The 21582-nt window shown below is 57.7% G+C and carries 19 protein-coding genes; 12 read left to right on the plus strand and 7 right to left on the minus strand.

What is annotated here, in order from left to right:
- Positions 1–76: 76 nt before the first annotated feature.
- Positions 77–571: a glutathione peroxidase gene (locus ABF979_RS00785; protein WP_046899671.1), complete on the plus strand. Its 495-nt coding sequence runs from the start codon at positions 77–79 to the stop codon at positions 569–571.
- Here the strand turns inward: ABF979_RS00785 and ABF979_RS00790 are convergent.
- Positions 512–967 carry a DUF4112 domain-containing protein gene (locus ABF979_RS00790; RefSeq protein ID WP_215748880.1) on the minus strand — a complete coding sequence of 152 codons (456 nt, stop codon included), beginning with the start codon at positions 965–967 and terminating at the stop codon, positions 512–514. The two genes, ABF979_RS00785 and ABF979_RS00790, sit on opposite strands and share 60 nt — an antisense overlap.
- Before the next feature lie 105 nt (positions 968–1072).
- On the opposite strand from ABF979_RS00790, the gene ABF979_RS00795 reads away from it, so the two are divergent.
- The 4 genes from ABF979_RS00795 (at position 1073) to ABF979_RS00810 (ending at position 8505) form a co-directional block, all read left to right on the plus strand.
- Complete coding sequence (locus tag ABF979_RS00795) at positions 1073–1309, plus strand: hypothetical protein (protein ID WP_046899673.1); 237 nt, start codon at positions 1073–1075, stop codon at positions 1307–1309.
- 64 nt (positions 1310–1373) lie between these two features.
- Positions 1374–2930 carry a murein biosynthesis integral membrane protein MurJ gene (murJ, locus tag ABF979_RS00800; RefSeq protein WP_415557348.1) on the plus strand — a complete coding sequence of 519 codons (1557 nt, stop codon included), beginning with the start codon at positions 1374–1376 and terminating at the stop codon, positions 2928–2930.
- A gap of 98 nt (positions 2931–3028) precedes the next feature.
- Complete coding sequence (gene mutS / locus ABF979_RS00805) at positions 3029–5659, plus strand: DNA mismatch repair protein MutS (RefSeq protein ID WP_415557349.1); 2631 nt, start codon at positions 3029–3031, stop codon at positions 5657–5659.
- On the plus strand, positions 5656–8505 hold the full coding sequence (locus ABF979_RS00810; protein ID WP_415557350.1) for a [protein-PII] uridylyltransferase: 2850 nt from the start codon (positions 5656–5658) through the stop codon (positions 8503–8505). The genes mutS and ABF979_RS00810 overlap by 4 nt, the downstream gene beginning before the upstream one ends.
- Here ABF979_RS00810 and ABF979_RS00815 read toward each other — a convergent pair.
- Entirely contained in the window at positions 8474–10162 is a 1689-nt protein-coding gene (locus tag ABF979_RS00815; protein ID WP_415557351.1) for a tetratricopeptide repeat protein, read from the minus strand. The two genes, ABF979_RS00810 and ABF979_RS00815, sit on opposite strands and share 32 nt — an antisense overlap.
- A 152-nt stretch (positions 10163–10314) precedes the next feature.
- Between ABF979_RS00815 and ABF979_RS00820 the strand changes: the two genes are divergently transcribed.
- From ABF979_RS00820 to ABF979_RS00845, 6 genes are all read left to right on the plus strand, one after another.
- Positions 10315–10653 carry a hypothetical protein gene (locus ABF979_RS00820; RefSeq protein WP_233126245.1) on the plus strand — a complete coding sequence of 113 codons (339 nt, stop codon included), beginning with the start codon at positions 10315–10317 and terminating at the stop codon, positions 10651–10653.
- 37 nt (positions 10654–10690) lie between these two features.
- A complete protein-coding gene (locus ABF979_RS00825) occupies positions 10691–11695 on the plus strand; it encodes a hypothetical protein (RefSeq protein ID WP_415557353.1) in 1005 nt (334 codons plus the stop codon).
- Positions 11696–11717: 22 nt separating this feature from the next.
- Positions 11718–13118 (plus strand): threonine synthase, encoded by a 1401-nt coding sequence (thrC, locus tag ABF979_RS00830; protein ID WP_099210398.1) that lies wholly within the window; start codon positions 11718–11720, stop codon positions 13116–13118.
- Positions 13119–13186: 68 nt separating this feature from the next.
- A complete protein-coding gene (locus ABF979_RS00835; RefSeq protein ID WP_064273984.1) occupies positions 13187–14452 on the plus strand; it encodes a M16 family metallopeptidase in 1266 nt (421 codons plus the stop codon).
- Positions 14449–15780: a TldD/PmbA family protein gene (locus ABF979_RS00840; protein WP_415557354.1), complete on the plus strand. Its 1332-nt coding sequence runs from the start codon at positions 14449–14451 to the stop codon at positions 15778–15780. Before ABF979_RS00835 ends, ABF979_RS00840 begins: the two co-directional genes overlap by 4 nt.
- On the plus strand, positions 15780–16685 hold the full coding sequence (locus tag ABF979_RS00845; RefSeq protein ID WP_415557355.1) for a Tim44 domain-containing protein: 906 nt from the start codon (positions 15780–15782) through the stop codon (positions 16683–16685). The genes ABF979_RS00840 and ABF979_RS00845 overlap by 1 nt, the downstream gene beginning before the upstream one ends.
- A 126-nt stretch (positions 16686–16811) precedes the next feature.
- Here ABF979_RS00845 and ABF979_RS00850 read toward each other — a convergent pair whose 3' ends face one another.
- The 3 genes from ABF979_RS00850 to ABF979_RS00860 all read right to left on the minus strand — a co-directional run bounded on the left by ABF979_RS00850 (position 16812) and on the right by ABF979_RS00860 (position 19695).
- Entirely contained in the window at positions 16812–17759 is a 948-nt protein-coding gene (locus tag ABF979_RS00850) for a heme o synthase (protein WP_211496521.1), read from the minus strand.
- The gene (locus tag ABF979_RS00855) at positions 17756–18931 is read right to left on the minus strand and encodes a cbb3-type cytochrome c oxidase subunit I (protein WP_415557356.1); all 1176 of its coding nucleotides are present in this window, start codon (positions 18929–18931) and stop codon (positions 17756–17758) included. Before ABF979_RS00855 ends, ABF979_RS00850 begins: the two co-directional genes overlap by 4 nt.
- A gap of 83 nt (positions 18932–19014) precedes the next feature.
- A complete protein-coding gene (locus ABF979_RS00860; protein ID WP_046899684.1) occupies positions 19015–19695 on the minus strand; it encodes a class I SAM-dependent methyltransferase in 681 nt (226 codons plus the stop codon).
- 163 nt (positions 19696–19858) lie between these two features.
- Here ABF979_RS00860 and ABF979_RS00865 point away from each other — a divergent pair, with 163 nt between their 5' ends.
- Positions 19859–20065 carry a hypothetical protein gene (locus tag ABF979_RS00865; protein WP_415557357.1) on the plus strand — a complete coding sequence of 69 codons (207 nt, stop codon included), beginning with the start codon at positions 19859–19861 and terminating at the stop codon, positions 20063–20065.
- A 36-nt stretch (positions 20066–20101) separates the two neighbouring features.
- On the opposite strand, the gene gshB is transcribed toward ABF979_RS00865, so the two are convergent.
- Together gshB and ABF979_RS00875 are read right to left on the minus strand one after the other, a co-directional pair.
- Positions 20102–21079 carry a glutathione synthase gene (gshB, locus tag ABF979_RS00870; RefSeq protein ID WP_415557358.1) on the minus strand — a complete coding sequence of 326 codons (978 nt, stop codon included), beginning with the start codon at positions 21077–21079 and terminating at the stop codon, positions 20102–20104.
- A gap of 83 nt (positions 21080–21162) precedes the next feature.
- Positions 21163–21576, minus strand: coding sequence for an NUDIX hydrolase (locus tag ABF979_RS00875; RefSeq protein WP_415557359.1), 414 nt, complete (start codon positions 21574–21576; stop codon positions 21163–21165).
- Between the last annotated feature and the right edge of the window lie 6 nt (positions 21577–21582).

Genomic DNA, 21582 nt, shown 5'->3' on the forward strand with positions numbered 1-21582 from the left:
CAGCGCCATGTCCAGCCCCGCTCTCGCCTCTTTAGCAGTATGATATTACAGTAGATGAAAATGAGGGGGAGAAACCATGACCTGCGCCTATGATTTCCACCTGCCCGGGCTCTCTGGGGAAACGATCGATCTTTCCCAGTTCCGTGGTCGGCCACTCCTGATCGTCAACACGGCCTCAAAATGCGGCTTTACCCCCCAGTATGAAGGCTTGCAGCATCTGTGGTCCCTCTATGGGCGCGACTACCCGGATGGCATGACCGTTCTCGGCGTACCTTCGAATGATTTTGGCGAGCAGGAGCCTGGCTCGGCAGAAGAGATCAAGACATTCTGCCACCGCAATTACGGGGTCTCATTCCCTATGGCGGCCAGAGCCCATGTCAAAGGGCCAGATGCCATCCCGCTCTTCAAATGGTTGGGGCAAGAAGGCGGATTTTTATCTCGCCCACGCTGGAATTTTTATAAGTACCTCGTGAACCGCGAAGGGCATCTCGTGCGGTGGTTCACACCGCTTTCAAAACCGACGCCCGGACGGGTAGAAGAGGCCGTCCGCCGGATTCTTCTCGATCACTGAATTATATGGTGCCCCGGTTTCCGACCGGGACAGCGCCTCTTCAATCAGGCGGACATTGCGCATGTCAGCCTTGAACACGGTATCGAACAGATCCCCCATTAGCGGAACAACACCAACTACCGCTTCAATGCCGACATTAAGCAGCATCTTGCGCACGGTTGCTGCTCCCACACCCATCCGGTGGCCTTCCCAGACAATATAGAGGGACAGGAGCGTTCCAAGAGCCAGCCCTCCTCCGGGAATGAGCCCCAAGACCGTATCAACACCCGCTCTCAAGCGAAGCCCGGGGATTCGGACAGCCGAGTTCAGAACCCAGGCCAGACGCTTGAGCCGCTCCAGCCTTCGTAAGAGTTCTGCGGTGTCTGATGGAGATGAGGAAAATGCGGTTTTGACCATGATACAAAATAACACGCAGACGGGATCGAGAGTTTCCTCTTTTTCCTTGACGCAGCGTATCAAAAAACGCGAGCCTCATGACAGGAATATGACAGGAGACTTCTCATGACAGCGTCTCTCCTTCGGCCCATTCTGCCGCTTCTGGTCGTTGCTGCCCTTGGCGCCTTCACGCCTTCTGTCGCACATCACGTCACGAGCTTTCTGGGCCTGCCCGGCATCTTCTGGGCGAGCGTCATGCTGACGCTGGAAATCGTTCTGCTTTGTATCGGTCTGGCTGCCGTTCGCCCTTCCATGACGCGTCCTTCGGAAAAACTTTACGCGCGCGAGACTGTTCTTCGCTAAAAATCGTTCCTTCTGGCTTCAGGAGGATATGTTACCCGTCAGCGGGATACGCTAGAGACAGGAAATGCTTCGCAATTTCCTGACAGTTGGCAGCTGGACCATGCTTTCGCGTGTTCTGGGCCTGATTCGTGACCAGCTTCTTGCTGCCTTCCTTGGAGCCGGCCCTGCACAGGACGCCTATCTGGTGTCCCTGCGCCTGCCGAACATGTTCCGGCGACTGTTCGGAGAAGGCGCGTTCAACGCAGCCTTCGTGCCGATGTTCACCGCCAAGTATGAGACTGAGGGACGCACCGCGGCCCTGCGTTTTGCGGGGCAGGCCCTGTCCGCTCTGGTGGCATGGCTGGTGATCCTGACGATCATCTGTGAACTGTGCATGCCCCTCATCATCTCGATTCTTGCCCCCGGTTTTCAGGGCGAGCGTTTTGAGATGGCCCTGACGCTGACACAGATCACTTTCCCCTACATGGTCATGATCTGTGCGGCGGCTCTGGTTTCCGGCGTGCTGAATGGTCTGGGGAAATTCAGCGCTGCATCCGCTGCCTATCTGAGTTTCAACATCATCGGCATCGCAGCGATCTTTCTGGGGGCCTATGTCTGGCACAGTGTTGCCCTGACCAGTGCATGGGGTGTCGTTATTTCGGGCATCGTCCAGCTGGGTGCCCTCTACTGGGCCGCTCATCGGGCCGGTGTCGCGCCGCATCTCGTCCGCCCCAGCTTTTCAAAAGATATCCGTGGTCTGATGCGACGGATGGGGCCGGGTCTCGTCGGATCGGGTGTCACACAGATGAACCTGATGGTGGACACGATCATTGCCACCAGACTGCCCGTTGGCTCCCCGTCGATTCTGTACTTCGCGGACCGGATCAACCAGCTCCCTCTTGGCGTTCTTGGTGCGGCGGCAGGTACAACCCTCTTGCCGCTTCTCACGCGACACGTGGCCAACAACGACCGCGCTTCCGTACATGCCAGCCTGAACCGGGCCCTCGATTACGCCCTTCTTTTGACGCTTCCCGCAACGATGGGCCTGATTGCACTGGCTCCCTCAATCATGGCTGGCCTGTTCAGCTACGGTCACTTCACGGTCGCAGATGCGCTGAAGTCCGCCCAGTCCCTCCGGGCCTACGCCCTCGGGCTTCCAGCATTTGTACTCATCAAGGTCTTTTCGCCCGGCTTTTTCGCGGAAGGGGATACCAGCACTCCGGTCCGAATTGGTTTCTTTACCCTTGGATTGAATCTGGCGCTCAATCTGGCGCTCTACAAGCCACTGGCTCATGTGGGCCCTCCCTTGGCCAGCACGATTGCAGCGGTCGTGAACGTCGCCATTTTGGCCGTGCTGCTGCATCGCCGTGGCATTTTCCAGCCTGACCCACGGCTGAAAAGCCGCTCAGCCCGGATAATTGGCGCCTCTCTCATGATGGCCCTCTGGGTAGCCGCAGCGCAGAAGTTCGCCGCTCCCAACCTGCCGAACTGGCACGGAATCTGGCGCCTGAGCATGCTGGGCGCACTAATCGTGTTCGGGGGCGTGGTCTACGCCATTTCTCTCGACGCCCTGAAGGTTCTGAAACTCAGTGACGTGCTCGCAGCGTTGCAAACGCGCATCGCCAGAAGACGCACACGCTAAGACACTGATCCTGCCGGTTCACACACCGGCAGGGACACGGTAGTTTCCCCTCCCCTCCTCATATCTCACCACCGGAGACCGGACCCATCGGCACGTTCATGCCCCTGCCTTCTGCCGCCAATGCTACGCCTTCCATGGCGCAATGGTTCGCGCTCAAGCATCAGGAGCCAGATGCTCTTCTGTTTTTCCGAATGGGTGATTTCTACGAGCTATTCTTCGCAGATGCCCAAGCCGCCGCGATGGCACTCGATATCGCACTGACAGCACGGGGCAATCATAACGGCGAGCCGATTCCCATGTGCGGCGTTCCGGTTGCCGCGGCACCGGCCTATCTGTCTCGTCTGATCCGCCGAGGCTTTCGCGTCGCCGTTGCTGAGCAAACGCAGGCCCCTCAGAAAGGCCAGAAAGGCCCGCTTCCCCGTGCGATCGTCCGTGTCGTCACTCCGGGCACTCTGACGGAAGACGAACTGCTCGAAGCTGGGCGCGCCAATCTACTTCTGGCTATTGCCCGCTCCGGAGACCGCCGCTCCAAAATGATTGGCGCAGCCTGGATCGATATTTCTACCGGCGCGTTCGAGACAACGTCCGTCCCTGAAGTCGCCCTTCCAGAGTTGATGGCCCGTCTGGACGCCGCGGAAGTTCTTTCCGATCCAGAGCTCATCCCGGCAGACCACGCCAGCCGGCTTGCACCAGTCGCTGTTCCGCCGTCTCTGGATAGCGCCCGCACTCTGATTTCCCGTGCCTATGGGGTGGCACAGATTGATGCGCTCGGAGACTTCCCGGACGAGCAGGCCATCGCCTGCGCCATGGCACTTCACTATGTTCAGCGCAGTCAGGCCGGAGCACTTCCCAGACTCTCGCGCCCGATGCCGCAGGGCATCAGCGGCGTGCTCGGGATCGACCCAGCAACCCGCGCCAGCCTCGATATTCTGCGTACCCGTGATGGGGAGACGAAATACAGCCTGTTCGGTGTGATCTCCCGCACTGTCACAGCAGCAGGCTCCCGCCTGCTCTCTCAGTGGATTTCCTCTCCACTCACTGACGCCATCACCATCACCGAGCGTCAGAACGCATGGCTGTGGCTTCAATCCGTTCCGGGTTTTACAGCCGCATTGGGCGATATTCTTAAACGCACACCAGATCCGGCTCGCGCCCTTGGGCGCCTGTCGGCAGGACGTGGCCAACCGCGCGATCTCGCATCCATTCGCGATACTCTGATTGCCGCTGACGACCTGACAGCCCTTTTCCAGCCGGCCTGTGACAAGAGCACACCATCTCTGATCCGCACGCTGACGGCTGGCCTTTATGGCCGCGCCGATGCCCTGTTGGACACGCTGAAAGCTGCCCTTGCGGAAGAATTGCCTGCACGCATCGAGGACGGTGGTTTCATCGCTGTCGGATTTGATGCTGAGCTGGATCGATACCGGACACTTCGGGATGAAAGTCGACGGATCGTCGCTGCGCTTCAGGGGCGCCTCTCCGAAGAGTACGGGATCGGCAATCTCAAGATCCGCCATCATGCCCAGCTGGGTTATGTCATAGAGGTCCCTGTTGCCGCCGGGGCGAAGCTGAAAGAACGACCTGAGCTTTCTTTCCGACAAGGCACAGCCAGCCTCGCACGCTTCTCCACCGAAGAACTCGCTGCGCTGGACCGCGCCATTCTCGAAGCTGCAGACAAAGCTAGCACGCTGGAACGCCGCCTTTTCACAGCGCTCTGCACCCGCATCCTCGAAACCCCCGCGCTGGACGAAGTCGCAGAATATCTTGCCCTGACAGACGTCTTACGATCCTGCGCAATTCTGGCAGAGGGAGGCTCGTGGTGCCGCCCAACTGTCACGGACGATACCGATTTCGAGTTGGTCGCTTGCCGACATCCCGTTGTCGAAGCCGCGCTCACAGAAACCGGTAGCGCGGACGCACGCTTCATTCCCAATGACTGCGCTCTTCCCCCAGAACACCGCGCCATGCTCCTCACCGGCCCGAATATGGCGGGTAAATCCACATTCCTCCGCCAGACTGCGCTTGCCGTGATCATGGCGCAGGCCGGGCTGCCGGTTCCGGCGAAAAGCGCCCGAATTGGTGTTGTGGACCGACTGTTTTCCCGCGTGGGCGGGGCAGACGATCTGGCGCGTGGCCGCTCCACCTTCATGGTGGAAATGACTGAAACCGCTGCCATCCTCAATCAGGCTGGTCCCAAATCTCTTGTCGTCGTCGACGAAATTGGACGTGGAACGGCAACGCTGGACGGCCTCTCCATTGCCTGGGCTACGCTTGAAGCGCTCCATACCCAGCTTGGCTCACGCACGATTTTCGCTACGCACTTCCATGAGCTGGGTGCTCTGACCGAGTTTCTGCCGCGTCTGGCTCCGTACACTATGGCCGTCAAAGAGTGGCGCGGCGAAGTCATTTTCCAGCATGAAGTGCGTCCTGGCTCAGCCCGTAAGAGCTGGGGTCTGCATGTGGCCAAACTGGCCGGGATTCCGCAATCGGTGGTGAACCGTGCCTCCCGGCTTCTCAGCACATTCGAACGTGAACAGGCTGAAGCCCGCTCTTCGCTGCCATTGTTCGAAGCCGTTGCGGACGCTTCCGAAGACGCCCCCGAGCCGCAGGTTCTGCACTCTCCGGCCCTCGATGCGCTTACGACCATCAATCCGGATGATCTCTCTCCCCGAGAGGCGCTAGCCGCGCTATATGATCTTAAACGCCTCGCTACAGGAGACAGGACTTGAAAAGTGCTAGTTTCTGGGGCGAAAGTCTTCCCTCCCCTTTCGCTGACGATACGGATACGACCCTGTCTGACCGCAAAGCCATGACCCCGTCGCTGCAAACAGCTCTTCAGACTGCCGCCGCACAGGGGCTGACGTCCCGAGATGACGTCCTCTCCATCCTTCGTCGTCATCTTGGCAATGGCCATGCAGATATCCGCATCAGGTTCGAAAAGCGCCTGATCTCGGGGATTGATGCAGCACGCGCGCTCGCGGCTCAGGCCGACAGCGTTGTCTGTGCGCTGGCTGATCTTTCTGCCGCGCAGGACAATGCGTCCTCCGAAGAGCCACTCTGTCTGTGTGCCACCGGCGGCTATGGAGCGGGCCTTCTCGCCCCCTTCAGCGATATCGACATTCTGTTTCTTATTCCGGAAGATGCGTCTTCAGCCCTGACCACACGCATTGAGTTCATTCTCTATGCCCTCTGGGATCTTGGCCTCCGAGTCGGTCATGCGACGCGCTCCATCAGTGCCTGCATCAAGGACGTGGCCGAAGATCTGACCATCCGCACGGCCCTTCTGGACCTGCGCCCCCTTTATGGTGATCGGACCCTCGCCCGTAATCTCCGCTCTGCCCTCGGTGCAGACCTCCAGAACGACACGCTGTGCGATTTCGTCCGTGGCAAGATTGAAGAGCGTGAGTTGCGCCATCGCCGCTTTGGCGACAACCCTTACATGGTTGAGCCGAACATCAAGGAAGGCCGCGGCGGCCTCCGTGATCTTCAAACGCTGAACTGGATGGGCCGTGCCGCTCTTGGCTGCGCCATTACAACGCCAGACCAGAGCACAGCCCCTGCCGAAGCCGTCCCGACACCATCCTTTATTTCCTTTGGCCTCCTGACCAACCGTGAAACCCACCGCGCCCGGCGCGCGTGGGATTTTTTCTGGACGGTCAGGCTGCACCTTCACTACATCACCGGCCGCGCGGAAGAGCGACTCACCTTTGACGTTCAGCCCGTCATCGGTGGCCGGATGGGCTATGCCACGCACGGACGTCAGCGCGGTGTCGAACGCTTCATGCGACACTACTTCCTGACGGCACGAGACGTCATGCGCCTGACGCATGTTCTTCAGCCGATCGTGCTGATGCGCCTGCAGGATCAGGCCAGCGACACTCATCCGGAAGCACTCCCGGGGCCAGAAGGCTTCGAACGTATTGCCGGACGTCTCTGCCCTGTTGATCCGGTCACGTTTGCGAAGAACCCGCGTGACATGTTCCGAATGCTGGACTGCGCGCGCCGGCATGATCTGGAACTGCACCCACTTGCCATTCAGCAGCTTATCCGCAACGAACGGCATGCCGTTGAACTGCGGGATGATCCGGAAACAGCGCAGATCTTTCTTAATCTGCTCTGTGAACCGAGTGCGGATGAGACAAAGACCGTTCCGTTCTGGCTTCCCATTCTGAACGAAACCGGCCTGCTCGGTCGCCTGCTTCCGGACTGGTCACGCGTTGTCGGCCAAATGCAGTTCGACAGCTATCACATCTATACGGTGGACGAGCACATCATCGAGGCCGTCCGTATGATGGGTCAGATCGAAGCGGGTCATATGGCGGATGAGATCCCGCTGGCTTATGGGCTCGCCAAGGATCTGCGCTCACGCCGGGCCCTGTATGTCGCGGTCCTTCTCCATGACATTGCCAAAGGCCGTGGCGGCGATCATTCGGAGCTCGGGGCGGATCTGGCCCTCACCATCTGCCCGCAACTAGGTCTGGACCCTGAAGAGACAGAGACAGTTTCGTGGCTCGTTTTGCATCATCTGCTGCTGTCTCAGACAGCATTCACCAGAGACATTGATGATCCCCGGACGATCCTTGATCTCGCAGACACCATTCAGTCTCCGGAACGCCTGCGCCTCCTTCTCCTCCTGACAATCGCTGACATGCGCGCCGTCAGCCCCAAAGTCTGGAATGCCTGGAAAGCCACGCTTCTACGTGAGCTGTTTTCCCGTGTAGCAGAAGTTCTGGAAGGCGGACTGGCCGCAACGGAGCAGGACGGCCGCGTCACGCATGCTCGTGAATTGGCCCGGGATGGTCTGAGCTCACTGCTGCCAGAAAGCAGTATCGAGCACTTTCTGGCTCTCGGATATCCCAGCTACTGGCTCGGTTTCGACACCGATACCCACATGCGCCATGCGCGCATGATCCACGATTCGGACCGATATCGCTCACCGGTCACGGTCGAGGCTTATCCAATTCCGGAACGCGGCGTGACGGAGCTCACTGTGCTCTGTGCTGACCATCCGGGGCTGTTCTCACAGATTGCTGGCGCCCTTGCTGTCGCAGGCGCCTCGATCGTGGATGCCCGCATTCACACCCTCAGCGATGGCATGGCTCTGGATACTTTCTGGGTTCAGGACGCTGATGGATGTTCCTTTGAAGATCCTCACCAGCTTGGGCGTCTTAATCATCTGGTCGAGCAGGCCCTATCTGGTCGCCTCGACCTGAAGAAGGGTATCGCAGAAGCGCGTCATCGCGGAGCTTCCCGCCGGATGCGCGCTATTCACGTTCCGCCCCGTGTAGTGATCGATAATACCGCTTCGGACCGGCACACCGTCATCGAGATCAACGGTCGTGACAGATCTGGCCTGCTCCATGACATCACAACGACGCTGAGCGAGCAGTCGCTTCAGATTTCCTCTGCTCACATTACCACCTATGGAATGCGAGCTGTGGACGTTTTCTATGTTCGTGACCTTCTGGGCATGAAGATCACAGATCCAACGCGCCTGGCTCACATACGTGAAACACTCCTTGCTTCCCTGACGCCACAAACCGTCAAGAAGGCTGTTGCTGCGCCCACTTCCTGAGGTTTTCGGCCACCTGTTCCACAACGGGTGGCCATGCTTCTGGCAGGAAGCCTTCAGGCCTAAACTGCCGCACATTCTGGTACCAGGGAGTTGTTTTCCACCGCCAGTCACCGCCTCGGCGATTCAACAGCCAAAGCGGGCGCCCCATGGCACCGGCCATGTGTGCCACCGCAGTATCCACACTAATAACAAGCGAGCACCGCCCTACGGCGTCCGCTAGCTCTTCGGGTGTTTCGAGAGAGACCTTTTCCATCCACTCCGGGCAATTCCCTTGCTGAAGGGATACAAAACGAACGCCCTCAACACGTTGCAGCGGCTCCAGCCATTCTAGGCTTAGAGAGCGACGCCGATCAAACCTGTAAGACGGATTTCCCGCCCAGCAGAGTCCAACAACCCGCGGCTCCGGGATCGACGCAGACTCCAGATAGGGCGCTGTTCCTCCCTGGCCCGCCAGCCCCAGAACAAATGGTAAGCTCAGAAGACTGATTTCTCCTGCGACAGGTCCTTCTGGTTCCAGAATCCGAGCATGGTCCATCATAGGCATCCGGCTTACTAAAAAATCTACTGGGACATGCAGTCGGAGAGGTCGTCTGGTGGCGGCTAAAGGCAGAAACCTCAAAAACTGGATGCTATCTCCCAGACCTTGCTCTGCCGTCACGACAATCGGCAATTCACCTTCGGAGCCATCCCACGCTGGAGAAGACTGCGGCGTATTCAGAAGGCGATGTCGACTTTCAAATTCCTGCCAGCCTTCCGAAAACTCACCTTCTCCCAGCAAAATAGTCGCGTGATTGAAGCGAGCCTGTGCTTGCTCGTAACCAGACGTCCGATCAGTGATGGCCGAAAAAAGCCGCTTGGCTGTCTCTTCCTCGCCCATCTCCATCAGAACCGTTCCAAGGTTATTGGCAATCCGGGCATCCTCGGGAGCAAAACCTAGTGCTGCTTCCAAGGTTCGGCGTGCTTCCGGCAAGTTCCCAAGAGCCATCTGAACCAAGCCGAGACTATTCAGGGTTGCTCCGGTTCGGGCTCCCAACTCACATGCCTTTTCCAAAGCCTGTAGGGCTGACTCTAAGAGCCTGCTTTCAAAAAACGTCGCTCCAAGATTAGCCCAGCCACGCCCATCGCGCGGCGCACGTTGCGTCACTCTTTCAAAACAGAAAAGTGCCTTATCCGGACGCCCATCCTGAAGATAAATTTCCCCAAGCCTTGTGAGATATTCGACATCGTCTCGCGCAAGGGCGCACGCTTCCTCCAGAGCTTCACAGGCCGCTTTACGCTGCCCCAGCAGCAAAAAGACTTCAGCACTCGCGGCATGGGCGCGCGGGTCAGCTGGCTGCAATGTTCGCGCTACGGAGAGAGCCGCACGTGCGGGTTCAAAGTGACCCTCTGCAGCGAGTGCCAACCCCAATGTGATATGAACACGCGCTGATCTTGATGCTGGAAGGCCACCAGCCTGCAAAGCCCGTCCCGCCATCGCAATAGCTGTCGCACTCTGCCCGCGAGCACGAGCCAGACAGGCCATGCCGTGCCACGCATCAGGTTGCGCAGGGTCATGAGCCAGGATGTCACGAAAGGATTTTTCAGCGCTCGCGAGGTCGCCTCTGGCGAAGCAGTCAAAAGCAAAACGCGTCGGATCTGGCTTGTAATGACCTGTCATCCCTCAGTGATGCGGCCAAATGCCCTGAAAATCCATTCCTTCGAGAAGATTTCGGCAAGACGCCCCAAAGAAACACCATGGGGCGTTAACGAAGTTTTCAGACTCTGGGCGTCATAACGTCTTGTAACAAGACTAGCCAGAGGCGTCTGACCATGCATCTTGAACAACGGACAGGCAGCGTTCCGGGCCTGGTTTATGCAACTGTGCGCCAGGGTATGACTACGCGCACGTTCCCTATTGAAATCAGACAGACTGCATCCGGTCATTACATTGCCCGCATGCCCGACCAACGCTGGTCCATTGAATGCATGACCGTAGATGCGGCGTTGCTTATGCATGCAGCCGTGCTTTTCCCGGTTGAGCATGAACACGCCCCCTGGCTGTCCAACCCACGACCGGCACTGTCGCCTGTGCAACGTCATGCAGCCCGCATTCTTTCTTCGAAAACCCGAGAAGAAAAAACGGAGCGAGAAGCCACGCTGGATTATTAGTTCTGTTTGAGGCTTGCCAAATTTTCTGGACGGGCCGATGTCTGGAGCTATGAAAAGCCGGTTTTTATATTCCGTCGCGAGCGTCCTTCTGGGCGCTGCTGGTCTGCTCTCTTCACCTGCTTATGCAGACCATCCGTGGAAAGATGCTCCGCAATCAGCACAGATTGTTGCTGATGCTGCGCTTGATCGTGTTCAGCTTGGCTCCCTGCTTCCACATGGCTCAGACACTTTCCTGGCTTTGAGTGAAGAGGGTCGCCCTGTTTTACTCGATTCCCAAAATCACACTCATCCGTTTCCGATTGATGCCGCTGAGCAGGGACAAATCCCACCCCTCGCATTTCTGACGCAGGCAGGATCGGATTACTGGGGCCTGACAGTGTCGCCTCAGGCTAAGCTTGTTCATCTCTCTGTGGATGGAAAGCTTCTTGGAGAGGTCACCTTCGTCGGCGGAACGCTGAAAGGCAGCAATCTCACGGCACTTCAGGTCCATGGCAGCTTTGCCTATGTGACGGATGAAGGAAAACCGGCCCTCGTTGTCGTTTCCCTGAAGGACGGTAAAGCACAGCGCTTTCTGCCGTACGATCCATCCGTCACAGGACGCATACCGTTCACGCGCAACGCACAAATTATCAACGGACCAGACGGGCACCCTCTGACTGGCGGAAATGTTCGGTTTCTGGCGCTCGACGCCAAGGGGCAATGGCTGTTTTACATGCCCGCCTGCGGCCCCCTGTATCGGATTGACGCCTCCCTCCTGACAGATCCGGCTTTCACACCCGTTGAGCAGCTTGATGGCATTGTGGAATGGCGCGATACGCCGAGCCTCGGCGGCATCACCCTAAGCCCTGAAAACGTCTTCTACATGTCTGACCTTACGGATGGCGCTCTCCTTCAGTTCGGCAGCGACCGCAATCCTCTGATCCTCATCCGGGATACTCGCCTTCTCGAGGCTGGAGCACTGGCGGTTTCTGACAGCCATCAGGTTGCCGTTCTGACATCAGAAGATGGAAAACCGCACATTCTTCGCATCGCCTTGCCATAGAAGGTCGTGATATAAACTTCCCATGCGCTACCGATCTACTCGCGGCGACCTGACCGCCGACGCACCCAACTTCTCCGACATCCTCCTTGCCGGCCTTGCTGGAGACGGTGGTCTCTACATGCCGGAGAGCTGGCCAAAAATCAGCGCCCAGACGTTCCGTGAATGGCGCACGCTCTCCTACGCGGATCTGACTGCCGAAGTCATTTCCCTGTTTTCCGAAGGCGCCATTGACCGCGATACTCTTCGCGACATGGCCCGGGACGCCTATGCGGGCTTTGATCACGCCGCCGTCGCGCCGCTTTGCGAAGTGGAGCAGGACCTTTTCTCACTTGAACTGTTCCATGGTCCTACGCTCGCCTTCAAAGATATGGCGATGCAGATGCTCGGCCGCCTGTTCGATCATGTCCTGACGCAGCGGAACCAGAAAGTTACGATCGTCGGTGCGACATCCGGTGACACCGGCTCGGCTGCCATCGAAGCCTGCCGTGGCCGCGAGCGCCTGTCCGTCGTCATTCTTCACCCCAAAGGCCGGACGTCAGAAGTTCAGCGTCGCCAGATGACGACGGTTCCGGACGACAATATCCTGAACATTGCTGTCGAGGGGGACTTCGATACCTGTCAGGACATGGTAAAGGCCCTCTTCGCAGACACGACGTTCCGCGACGAAGTCTCTCTTTCCGCCGTCAACTCCATCAACTGGGCTCGTATCGCCGCCCAGATCCCGTATTACGTCCGGGCAGCACTGGCATTGGGCGCACCAGACCGCGAAGTGTCTTTCTCCGTTCCGACGGGCAACTTCGGCAATGTGCTGGCAGCCTGGGCCGCACGCCAGATGGGCCTCCCCATCCGTCGCCTGTGCATTGGGTCGAACCGCAATGACATTCTCACGCGCTTCCTTATTGAAAACGATATGAGCGTCCGTACGGTGGAGCCAAGCCTCTCGCCGTCCATGGACATTCAGGTCTCGTCCAATTTCGAACGTCTGCTGTTCGAACTTCTGGACCGCAACCCGACGCGTTGCGCTGCGATCATGAAAGAATTCCGTGAAACTGGCCGAATGGCCGTACCACACGATGCGTGGACGCGCATGAAAGACGTCTTTGACGGCATGACGCTCAGTGATGAGCAGACCAGCGAAGCCATGCGTCACTTCTACAGCGAAAGCCTCTATCTGGCGGATCCCCATACGGCGATCGGCCTGGCAGTCGGCAAGCGCTTCCAGGAGCCGGGCATTCCGATGGTCGCTGCAGCAACTGCACATCCTGCCAAATTCCCGGATGCTGTTTTCGCGGCGACCGGGATCAAGGCTGCTCTGCCGCCTCACCTCGCTGATCTTTTCGAGCGCCCAGAGCGCTATGACACCATGAGCAGTCAGCTCGCCGGTATTCAGGATGCGGTTCGCACCCATATCCGCCGCCACTGACAGGCTTGTTCCTTCCTACAGGCTCCCCATCTCAGGGAGCCTGTCTTTTTATGATTTTACGGAAACTCATGCCCGATACGATTGAAGTCACCACGCTCGACAACGGTCTGACCATCATCACGGAACGCATGGAACGCGTTGAGACCGTATCCTTCGGCGCCTATGTTTCGATCGGCACACGCGACGAAACTGCAGAAAACAACGGCGTCTCCCACTTTCTCGAGCATATGGCCTTTAAAGGCACAGAAAGACGGTCCGCAGCCCGTATTGCCGAAGAAATCGAGAATGTCGGTGGTCATATCAATGCTTACACTGCGCGGGAAACCACCGCGTATTACGTTAAGCTCCTCAAGGAGGATCTGACGCTTGGTGTAGACATTATCGGGGACATTCTTACACACAGCACGTTTCTGGATGCTGAAATTGAGCGTGAGCGTGGTGTCATCCTTCAGGAAATCGGTCAGGCCAACGACACACCAGATGACATTATCTTCGATCACTTCCAGGAATGCGCCTTCCCGGCGCAACCGATGGGCCGCCCGACGCTAGGAACCGAAGAGCTTGTTTCCGGCATGACGCGTGAGACGCTGATGGGCTATATGCGTGAACATTACACCACGCGTAACATCACGATCGCCGCGGCCGGCAACCTGCATCACCAGCAGGTCGTGGATCTCGTGAAAGAGCACTTCGCCGACCTTCCCACTCATCAGACCCCAACGCCCCGCAATGCGGACTATGCCGGGGGTGACATCCGCACCACGCGCGAGCTGGATCAGGCCCACCTGGTGATGGGTTTTCCATCCGTCAGCTATCACCACCCTGATCATTACGCTGTCATGATCCTGTCCACTCTGTTGGGCGGCGGCATGTCTTCGCGGCTCTTTCAGGAAATTCGCGAACGTCGCGGGCTGGTTTACAGCGTCTATTCGTTTGCCTCTCCATTTAGCGACAGTGGTCTGTTCGGACTTTATGCGGGAACGGGCGAAGCTGAAGTGGCGGAGCTGGTACCGGTCATGATTGACGAGCTCAAGCGCCTTCAGGACGGCCTGACACCTGAAGAGCTTTCGCGTGCCCGTGCGCAGCTCAAATCATCCCTGCTGATGTCTCTGGAGAGCACGGGTAGCAGGTGCGAACAGCTGGCACGCCAGATCCAGGTTCATGGCCGCCCTGTTCCTGTCACGGAGACAGTCGGCAAAATTGATGCCGTAACGGAAGCTGACATTCTTCGGGTTGCGAAGACCATCTTTGCAGGCACCCCAACTTTCACGGCTATCGGGCCCGTGAAGAATGTGCCTGCCATTGAAGACATCACTGCGAGGCTTGCTGCATGACCACTACGCCCATTGAGGCCCTCCTCGCCGCTGCCAAACGACATGGTGCCGATCACGCCGATGCCGTGTTCATCAGAAATGAATCCGAATCCGCGATGGTTCGGAAAGGCGTCCCTGAAGGCATAGAGCGCTCAGAAAGTGTTGCACTGGGCCTCCGTGTTTTCCGGGGCCAAAAAGCCGCATCAGTGTCAACCAGTGTTCTGGATGAAGCCGAGTTTGATCGCCTGGCAGAACAGGCCTGTGCCATGGCGCTCGTCGTGCCAGAAGACCGCTTTGGCGGTCTTGCGCCTGATGCCATGGTTGGAAACTTTGATGCGTCCGGTCTGGATCTCGACGACACAGCAAAACCAGACATGGACTCGCTTCTCGCACGTGCCCGGGAAGCAGAAAACGCTGCCCTGGCTGTATCTGGTGTTACCAATACCAACGGCGCTTCTGCCGGGCATGGACGCACGGTCATTGCGCTTGGCACGTCTGCGGGCTTCATGGGGCGTTACAGCCGCACAGGGCACTCCATCAGTGCCAGTGTGCTGGCTGGCGATGGCGCGCTGATGCAGCGAGACTACGCGTATCACGGTACAGTCCATCTGGAAGATTTGGACGCGCCCAGCCTTATCGGTCGTGAAGCAGGAGAACGTGCTGTCTCGCGCGTGAACCCGTCTCGTCCGAAGACTGGCACATACAGCATCATTTATGATCCGCGGGTTTCCTCCAGCCTGTTGGGTCATCTGGCGAGTGCTATCAATGGCGCATCCGTTGCGAGAGGCACGTCATTCCTGAAAGAAGCCATGGGGACGCGTATTCTGTCCGCTGGCCTGACAGTTCGTGACGACCCTCGCCGTATTCGTGGTGCGGGCTCGCGCCCCTTCGACGGTGAAGGCTGCCCTGCGACAGCTCTGGATCTGATTTCGGACGGCGTTCTCACCACCTGGCTGCTGGATTCCAGAAGCGCTCGTCAGCTTGACCTGCGGTCCAACGGGCGCGCAAGCAGAGGCGTTTCAGGTCCGCCGAGCCCAAGTGTGACAAATCTTCATCTTGAACCGGGTGATCTTTCCGCAGGGGATCTGCGTTCCGATATAAAGGAAGGGATACTGGTCACGGAACTCATGGGATCATCCATCAATATGCTGACGGGTGATTACAGCCGAGGGGCTTCCGGCTTTATGATCCGTAACGGCGAGCTTGCTGAGCCTGTTGCGGAACTCACGATTGCCGGAAATCTTCGGGACATGTTCTCCCGTATGGTTCCAGCCAGCGATCTTTCCTTCCGGAGCAGCGTGAATGCGCCGAGCATCCGGATTGATGGCATGAGCATTGCAGGACTTTGATGCGTAATTTTCGTCTTTTCTCCGTCGCCTGTGCGCTACTTTGCGTGCTGGGTTCCGCCGATGCCCGTCCGGGTGGCGGCGCCTCTATGGGGAGCCGTGGTTCACGCACCTGGAGTGCGCCTCCACGGACATCCATCACGCCGAGCTGGACACGCCCAATGGACCGGACAATGGCGCCGCAGTCCAACTATGGTGCACAGACCGCTCCTCGTCCGATGGCACCCATGACGCCGGGTTATCGCCCGTCCTTTCCAAACCGCCATCCGTTCATGACAGGTTTTGCAGGAGGCCTGCTTGGCGCTGGTCTGTTCGGAATGCTGAGTGGACACGGGTTCTTTGGTGGTATGAACGGCGGCACGTCATTCCTTGGATTTTTGTTCCAGGTGTTCGTGATTGGTGCGCTGATTATGTTCGTTCTTCGGCTGTTTAATCGTCGCAAGATGGCAGCAAACGGGATGTCTGGCAGCACTCCGTTCAGTGCTGCTGGAGGAAGCGCGCCCGTCACGTTGAGCAACGACGATTATACAAGCTTCCAGCGCCTCCTCCTCGATATCCAGGCAGCCTGGAGTGCACAGAACACGCGTGCGCTTTCCAGCATGACCACACCGGAAATGGCTGGATACTTTAACGAACAGCTTTCTGATCTCGCCAGCCGTGGCGCACGTAACATTGTCTCCAATGTTCAGTTCCAGCGTGGCGATCTGTCTGAAGCCTGGCGTGAACGCAACCTGACCTATGCAACGGTTGCCATGCGTTATTCCATGACGGACGTCACGACCGACACGTTTGGCAATGTAATTGATGGAAGCTCAACAGAGCCCGTAACCGTTACGGAACTCTGGACGTTTGTCCGCGCGGACGGGCGCGGGAACTGGATCCTTTCAGCCATCCTGCAGGCTGGCTGAAAGTCCGTTCTTAGCAACGGATCAGTGTAATCACATAGAAAATTGCAGCGAGGGTAATGACCCCTCCTGCAATTCCGACGATACGGCTCTGACGCCGTTTCGCTGCGAGATCAGGCATCGTTGTTTTCATGACAGCAGAACCCGATCCACCAAAAGACCACAAAATAGAAAAAACAGATAAGCCAGCGAGTATCGGAAAGCAAAGCGCGCTGGCTTATCTTTTGTCAGGCTCACGCCCGTTGCATCCTGCTGGTCCATCAGCACACGCACGGCACACAGGATGAAGCCAAGATCCAGCAGGCTTGTCGTCACTGTGTAAAACATTCCGCATTCATGCGCGAAAGATGGCCATAGTGAGACGGCCGTGAGGATGAATGTATAAAGAAGGATCTGCCAGCGTGTGTGACGGGCGCCTTTGACGACCGGCAGCATTGGGATCCCCGCTTTGTCGTAATCCTTGCACGCGTAAAGCGACAGAGACCAGAAGTGCGGTGGCGTCCAGAGGAACACAATGGCGAACATGGCAACGGGCAGAACTGCCATGGAATTCATAGTCGCTGCCCAGCCGATCATTGGAGGAAACGCTCCTGCAGCACCCCCAATCACGATGTTCTGTGGCGTGCTTCTCTTAAGCCACATCGTGTAAACGACACTGTAGAAAAAGATCGAGAACGCCAGAATGCCTGCGGCAAGAGCATTTGTGGCGAGCCACAGCACGACAACAGACAGTACGGACAGCGCGATACCATAAACCAGCGCACTATCCGCTGGCATTCTGCCATCAGGGATCGGGCGTACATTGGTTCGGCGCATCACTGCGTCGATATCGCGGTCATACCACATATTGATCGCACCAGCGGCACCAGCACCGATACAGATACACAGAATGGTAATGAGACCAATGGGGATGGATGGCCACTGTGGAGCCACAGCCATGCCCGCAGCGCCCGTAAACACAACAAGGGAAATAACGCGCGGCTTCAGCAGAGCCAGCCAGTCCTTGAGCGACGAATCACCTTTATCGCCCAGAACGGAAAAAAGCCCCGAAGGGGCTAGAGGTGTTGCTTCACTCATGCTTTGGCCCGGGCGCGCCCGGTCTCCTTGATCAGGAAAAGTCCGAGTATGCCGAATGTCAGCAGGCTGAGGCCCATCAGACCTTCTCCGACCACCATCAGCGCGGGCGTCAGAGAGCAAAGAGCCCCCACAAAGGTCAGGCCTGCATGCATGCGGCTCAATGGAGACGGAATATGATCTGGGAGCACACGCATCATCCAGGCATAGAAACCACCACAGAGAGCCATAATGCCACCAAACGCCGCGGCTGAATGATCTGTTCCATGACTCGGCATGAACTCTGCAATCCAACCCGCAGAGAAAAGGATCACACTTCCTAGAGCCCAGAGCGTCGTCCCATCCAGCTCCTGGCGCTGCTTCCAAACGTCAACGCAAAGCGCAGTTACCAGCAGGACCGACGGCACAAGCTGGGTCAACACTACGAGGCCTCCCTGCACTGCCGCAGGCACACCACCAAAGAGGCCGTCCATCCAGAAGAGCGGACCAACGACGGCCATCACGCCAAAAGCATACGGAGCCAGCCGGTCAGCCAGTCCCGGCTTATTCCGGCTGGATGACAGCAGATAGCAGACCAGCCCCAGAGCTGGCGTCAGCATCAGAGATGTTTCTGGAAGATGAAGCATGCTGACCAGCTCATGAGCAGCATTGGCCGGAGCACCATTGATCATCATCCGCGTCATGATTGCAGCAAGGACAGGCGCGACAATCGTCACACCGGATGCTGTCGCAAGCATGGACCAAGCCAATGGAGAGAGCTTCCGGAACTGAAGAACACGCCCTTCGAGAAAAGTTGTGATGACATCCAGCGCAACAGCGAAAACACCCACGGCCCAGAGCGTAAGTGCAATGATTGGCTGGATTGGAAGAAGCACAATGCCGGATGACAGGAAACAGAAGCCCGTCAGTGTCAGAGCCGGAAGAGTCGTTCTGTCTGTTCCAAGCTCGGCAGGGAGGAGCCACTGGCCGAATCCACCGAGCGCAGCCGGGCAGATTACAAAGAAAGCCATCAGAATGCCGTGGCAGAACGCCTGCCCGGCAGTCGGATGAATCTGAAGGAGTGGCAGAGCCAACGACCCACCCAGAAGACCAGCAAACAGTGCCAGTAAAATAAAGGATGCGCCGATCCGTCTATTGGAAAGAGCGGGGGTAGAGTCGAAGGCCTGATAAGTCATGATCGCGTAGTCGGTCCCTGCCAAGGAATACCGCAGCGAGCGTCGGAATACTCGGCGCCGGCTTAACCGGAGCCATACGCCGATCAGGCGACCAGGGCTGCGGCGTCGCTTTTACTCTCGCATTGCGGCAATGTCACGAGTGTAAACAGCCCGGCAGGTGGAACAGGCGTCATAGTCGCGCGTTTCAGGTCTTCCGGCGGCAGAAGAGACTCGATTGCGAAGTCTGGATGCCACCCCAGCGAACGGGACGCACGGGCCATGCCGCGCTCTACCGTCAGGCGTAGCCCACCTGTTGCAAGAAAGTGGTTCACAAACAGGATGTGACCGCCCGGACGAACAACACGCTTCAGTTCGGCGAGAAGACGGTCGGGGTGTGGAACGACGGACGCAACGAACATCGCAACGGCAATATCAAAGCTGTTATCTTCGAAAGTCGTGGCTTCCGCATCCATTTCCAGCAGGTCATCGACATTGGTCAGACGGTCCTGAAGAACGCGCTGACGTGCGCGGTCAAGCATGTCTTCCGACAGATCGATGCCGGTAATGCGTTTATCCGGAGAATATGACGGCAGCGCGAGGCCTGTCCCAACGCCGACTTCAAGAACCCGCTCTCCTGGGAGGGCGTTTACGGCTTCAACAGCCCTCTTGCGTCCATAGCCGGAGATACCACCAAAAACAGTATCGTAAACTCGCGCCCATCGACGATAGGCCGCCTTGACGGCCTCCGCATCCAGTGCAGAACGCGGGGAGAGGGTTGAAGACATAATATATGCGACCTTCTGTGTCCGCTCCCCATCAAGACTGGAGAGCTTGTCCGGAAACTTCGTTCAGTTGGGTCCTTCTTGCCCTTCCAGACATGCATCTGGCAAGACACGCGTTGCGGATGACGGGCGAGTTACCCGTTTTTCACCGTTTTGGAGGTCCCGGATGCTGAATTTTCTGCTGATCGTGCTCTGCCTCGTTACATGGGCCGGCGTCTACGTGTTTCATTTTCGGGAAAAAATCACGGAATGGTGGGATAATCGTTTTGTAAAGGACAAACTACCGGAAGCGCAGGACGAGCCTGCACTCGAGTTGCAGCTTCCTATCCGCTATGATGCGGCGCCCCCTGAAACAGAGAAAAAAGACGCCTGAGCTGTACTGCCCAGACGTCTTTCTTGTTCCTTCACTTCAGGATGGATAGCGCCGCTCAATCGCGTCCCAAACCAGCCCGGCACTGTTGATGCCCTCAAAGCGATCCAGTTCCTGCAAGCCTGTCGGAGACGTCACGTTAATCTCCGTCAGCCAGTCCCCGATCACATCAATACCAACGAAAATCAGGCCGTGATCACGGAGGTACGGACCGATCGAATCACAGATCTCCCGATCCCGCTCCGTCAGTTCCACACGTTCTGCACGGCCGCCTACATGCATGTTCGACCGTGCCTCACCCGTGGCCGGGACGCGGTTGATTGCACCGATTGGCGTACCATCCACGAGAATGATGCGTTTATCACCCAGACGGACAGCAGGCTCATATCGCTGGATCATCAGCGGCTCGTTAGTGCGGGCAAAGTGCATTTCCAACAGAGCCTTCAGATTTTCATCATCCGGCTTGATACGGAAAATTCCTGCACCACCATTGCCGTAAAGCGGCTTGACGATGATGTCTCTGTGCTGCTCGCGGAATGCCAGAATATCCCGGCTATCCCATGCAACCAATGTCGGCGGCATAAGGTGCGGAAAATGCGTGACAAGCAGCTTTTCCGGGGCGTTCCGGACGGCGACTGGATCATTCACGACCAGTGACAGTCCCTCGCCCACCCCATGAACGTGCTCAAGCATATGGGTCGCGGTGATGTATCCCATATCAAACGGCGGGTCCTGACGCATCAGGATCACATCGGTCTCGCCCAGCGGAAGAATTTCTTCTTCACCAAACGTCGCATGATCTCCGCGGACACGGCGAACCTCAACCCGGCGCGCGCGCGCCTGAAGGCGGCCGCCCTTGCCCTGACCTTCAATCAGACTGAGCGTGCTTACAGGATAAACCCAGAGCTCGTGTCCACGCGCCTGCGCTTCAAGCATGAGGGCAAAAGTGGAGTCGCCATCGATGTTGACCTGTTCTAACGGGTCCATCTGTACGGCGACCCGGAGTGAGCGGGACATGTCGGAAACTCCGGCTAAGGAAAAATGGGATTTTATTCTGTAGCGGCCAGAATGGCTTTTTCAAAGCCACCCACAACTCGCTCTCAAAAGATGTCGGCCCGGCTACGCAAAGCGGCCATAGCCTGCACTGTCGGTGTGGTCAGGGGAGAGGGAAGCTCACCCAAAGGAAACCAGCCAAAATCACTATGCTTTTCTGGCTCCATGAGCGTTGGCGTTCCAGTCAGTTTCGTCACCAGATAAACGGGGGCGATCCAATGCGTACCGCTCTCCCGATCAGACTGCTCGACCAGACACAGCATGTCCCGGGCGTGGATCGTAATGCCAAGCTCTTCCGCAACTTCCCGCTCGACAGCATGTGCAACCGGCTCGAACAGATCCACCTTACCGCCCGGCAGTCCCCAGCATCCGGCTTCGGGCGCCTTTTTGCGTCGAATCAGCAGAAGCTTTCCATCCACGAGAATGGCAGCGCCACATCCAACACGCGGTTCAGATTGCACGACGTT

Origin of the sequence: Gluconobacter sp. (assembly GCF_047723935.1) — a bacterium.
GTDB lineage: Bacteria > Pseudomonadota > Alphaproteobacteria > Acetobacterales > Acetobacteraceae > Gluconobacter.

Coding starts and splice junctions, on each gene's coding strand:
- ABF979_RS00865 (WP_415557357.1), top strand. CDS start 19,859: ATGCTGAATTTTCTGCTGATCGTGCTCTGCCTCGTTACATGGGCCGGC.
- ABF979_RS00845 (WP_415557355.1), top strand. CDS start 15,780: ATGCGTAATTTTCGTCTTTTCTCCGTCGCCTGTGCGCTACTTTGCGTG.
- ABF979_RS00860 (WP_046899684.1), bottom strand. CDS start 19,695: ATGTCTTCAACCCTCTCCCCGCGTTCTGCACTGGATGCGGAGGCCGTC.
- mutS (WP_415557349.1), top strand. CDS start 3,029: ATGCCCCTGCCTTCTGCCGCCAATGCTACGCCTTCCATGGCGCAATGG.
- ABF979_RS00785 (WP_046899671.1), top strand. CDS start 77: ATGACCTGCGCCTATGATTTCCACCTGCCCGGGCTCTCTGGGGAAACG.
- ABF979_RS00815 (WP_415557351.1), bottom strand. CDS start 10,162: ATGACAGGTCATTACAAGCCAGATCCGACGCGTTTTGCTTTTGACTGC.
- thrC (WP_099210398.1), top strand. CDS start 11,718: ATGCGCTACCGATCTACTCGCGGCGACCTGACCGCCGACGCACCCAAC.
- ABF979_RS00835 (WP_064273984.1), top strand. CDS start 13,187: ATGCCCGATACGATTGAAGTCACCACGCTCGACAACGGTCTGACCATC.
- ABF979_RS00840 (WP_415557354.1), top strand. CDS start 14,449: ATGACCACTACGCCCATTGAGGCCCTCCTCGCCGCTGCCAAACGACAT.
- ABF979_RS00820 (WP_233126245.1), top strand. CDS start 10,315: ATGCATCTTGAACAACGGACAGGCAGCGTTCCGGGCCTGGTTTATGCA.
- ABF979_RS00855 (WP_415557356.1), bottom strand. CDS start 18,931: ATGACTTATCAGGCCTTCGACTCTACCCCCGCTCTTTCCAATAGACGG.
- ABF979_RS00850 (WP_211496521.1), bottom strand. CDS start 17,759: ATGAGTGAAGCAACACCTCTAGCCCCTTCGGGGCTTTTTTCCGTTCTG.
- murJ (WP_415557348.1), top strand. CDS start 1,374: ATGCTTCGCAATTTCCTGACAGTTGGCAGCTGGACCATGCTTTCGCGT.
- ABF979_RS00790 (WP_215748880.1), bottom strand. CDS start 967: ATGGTCAAAACCGCATTTTCCTCATCTCCATCAGACACCGCAGAACTC.
- ABF979_RS00825 (WP_415557353.1), top strand. CDS start 10,691: ATGTCTGGAGCTATGAAAAGCCGGTTTTTATATTCCGTCGCGAGCGTC.
- gshB (WP_415557358.1), bottom strand. CDS start 21,079: ATGTCCCGCTCACTCCGGGTCGCCGTACAGATGGACCCGTTAGAACAG.
- ABF979_RS00795 (WP_046899673.1), top strand. CDS start 1,073: ATGACAGCGTCTCTCCTTCGGCCCATTCTGCCGCTTCTGGTCGTTGCT.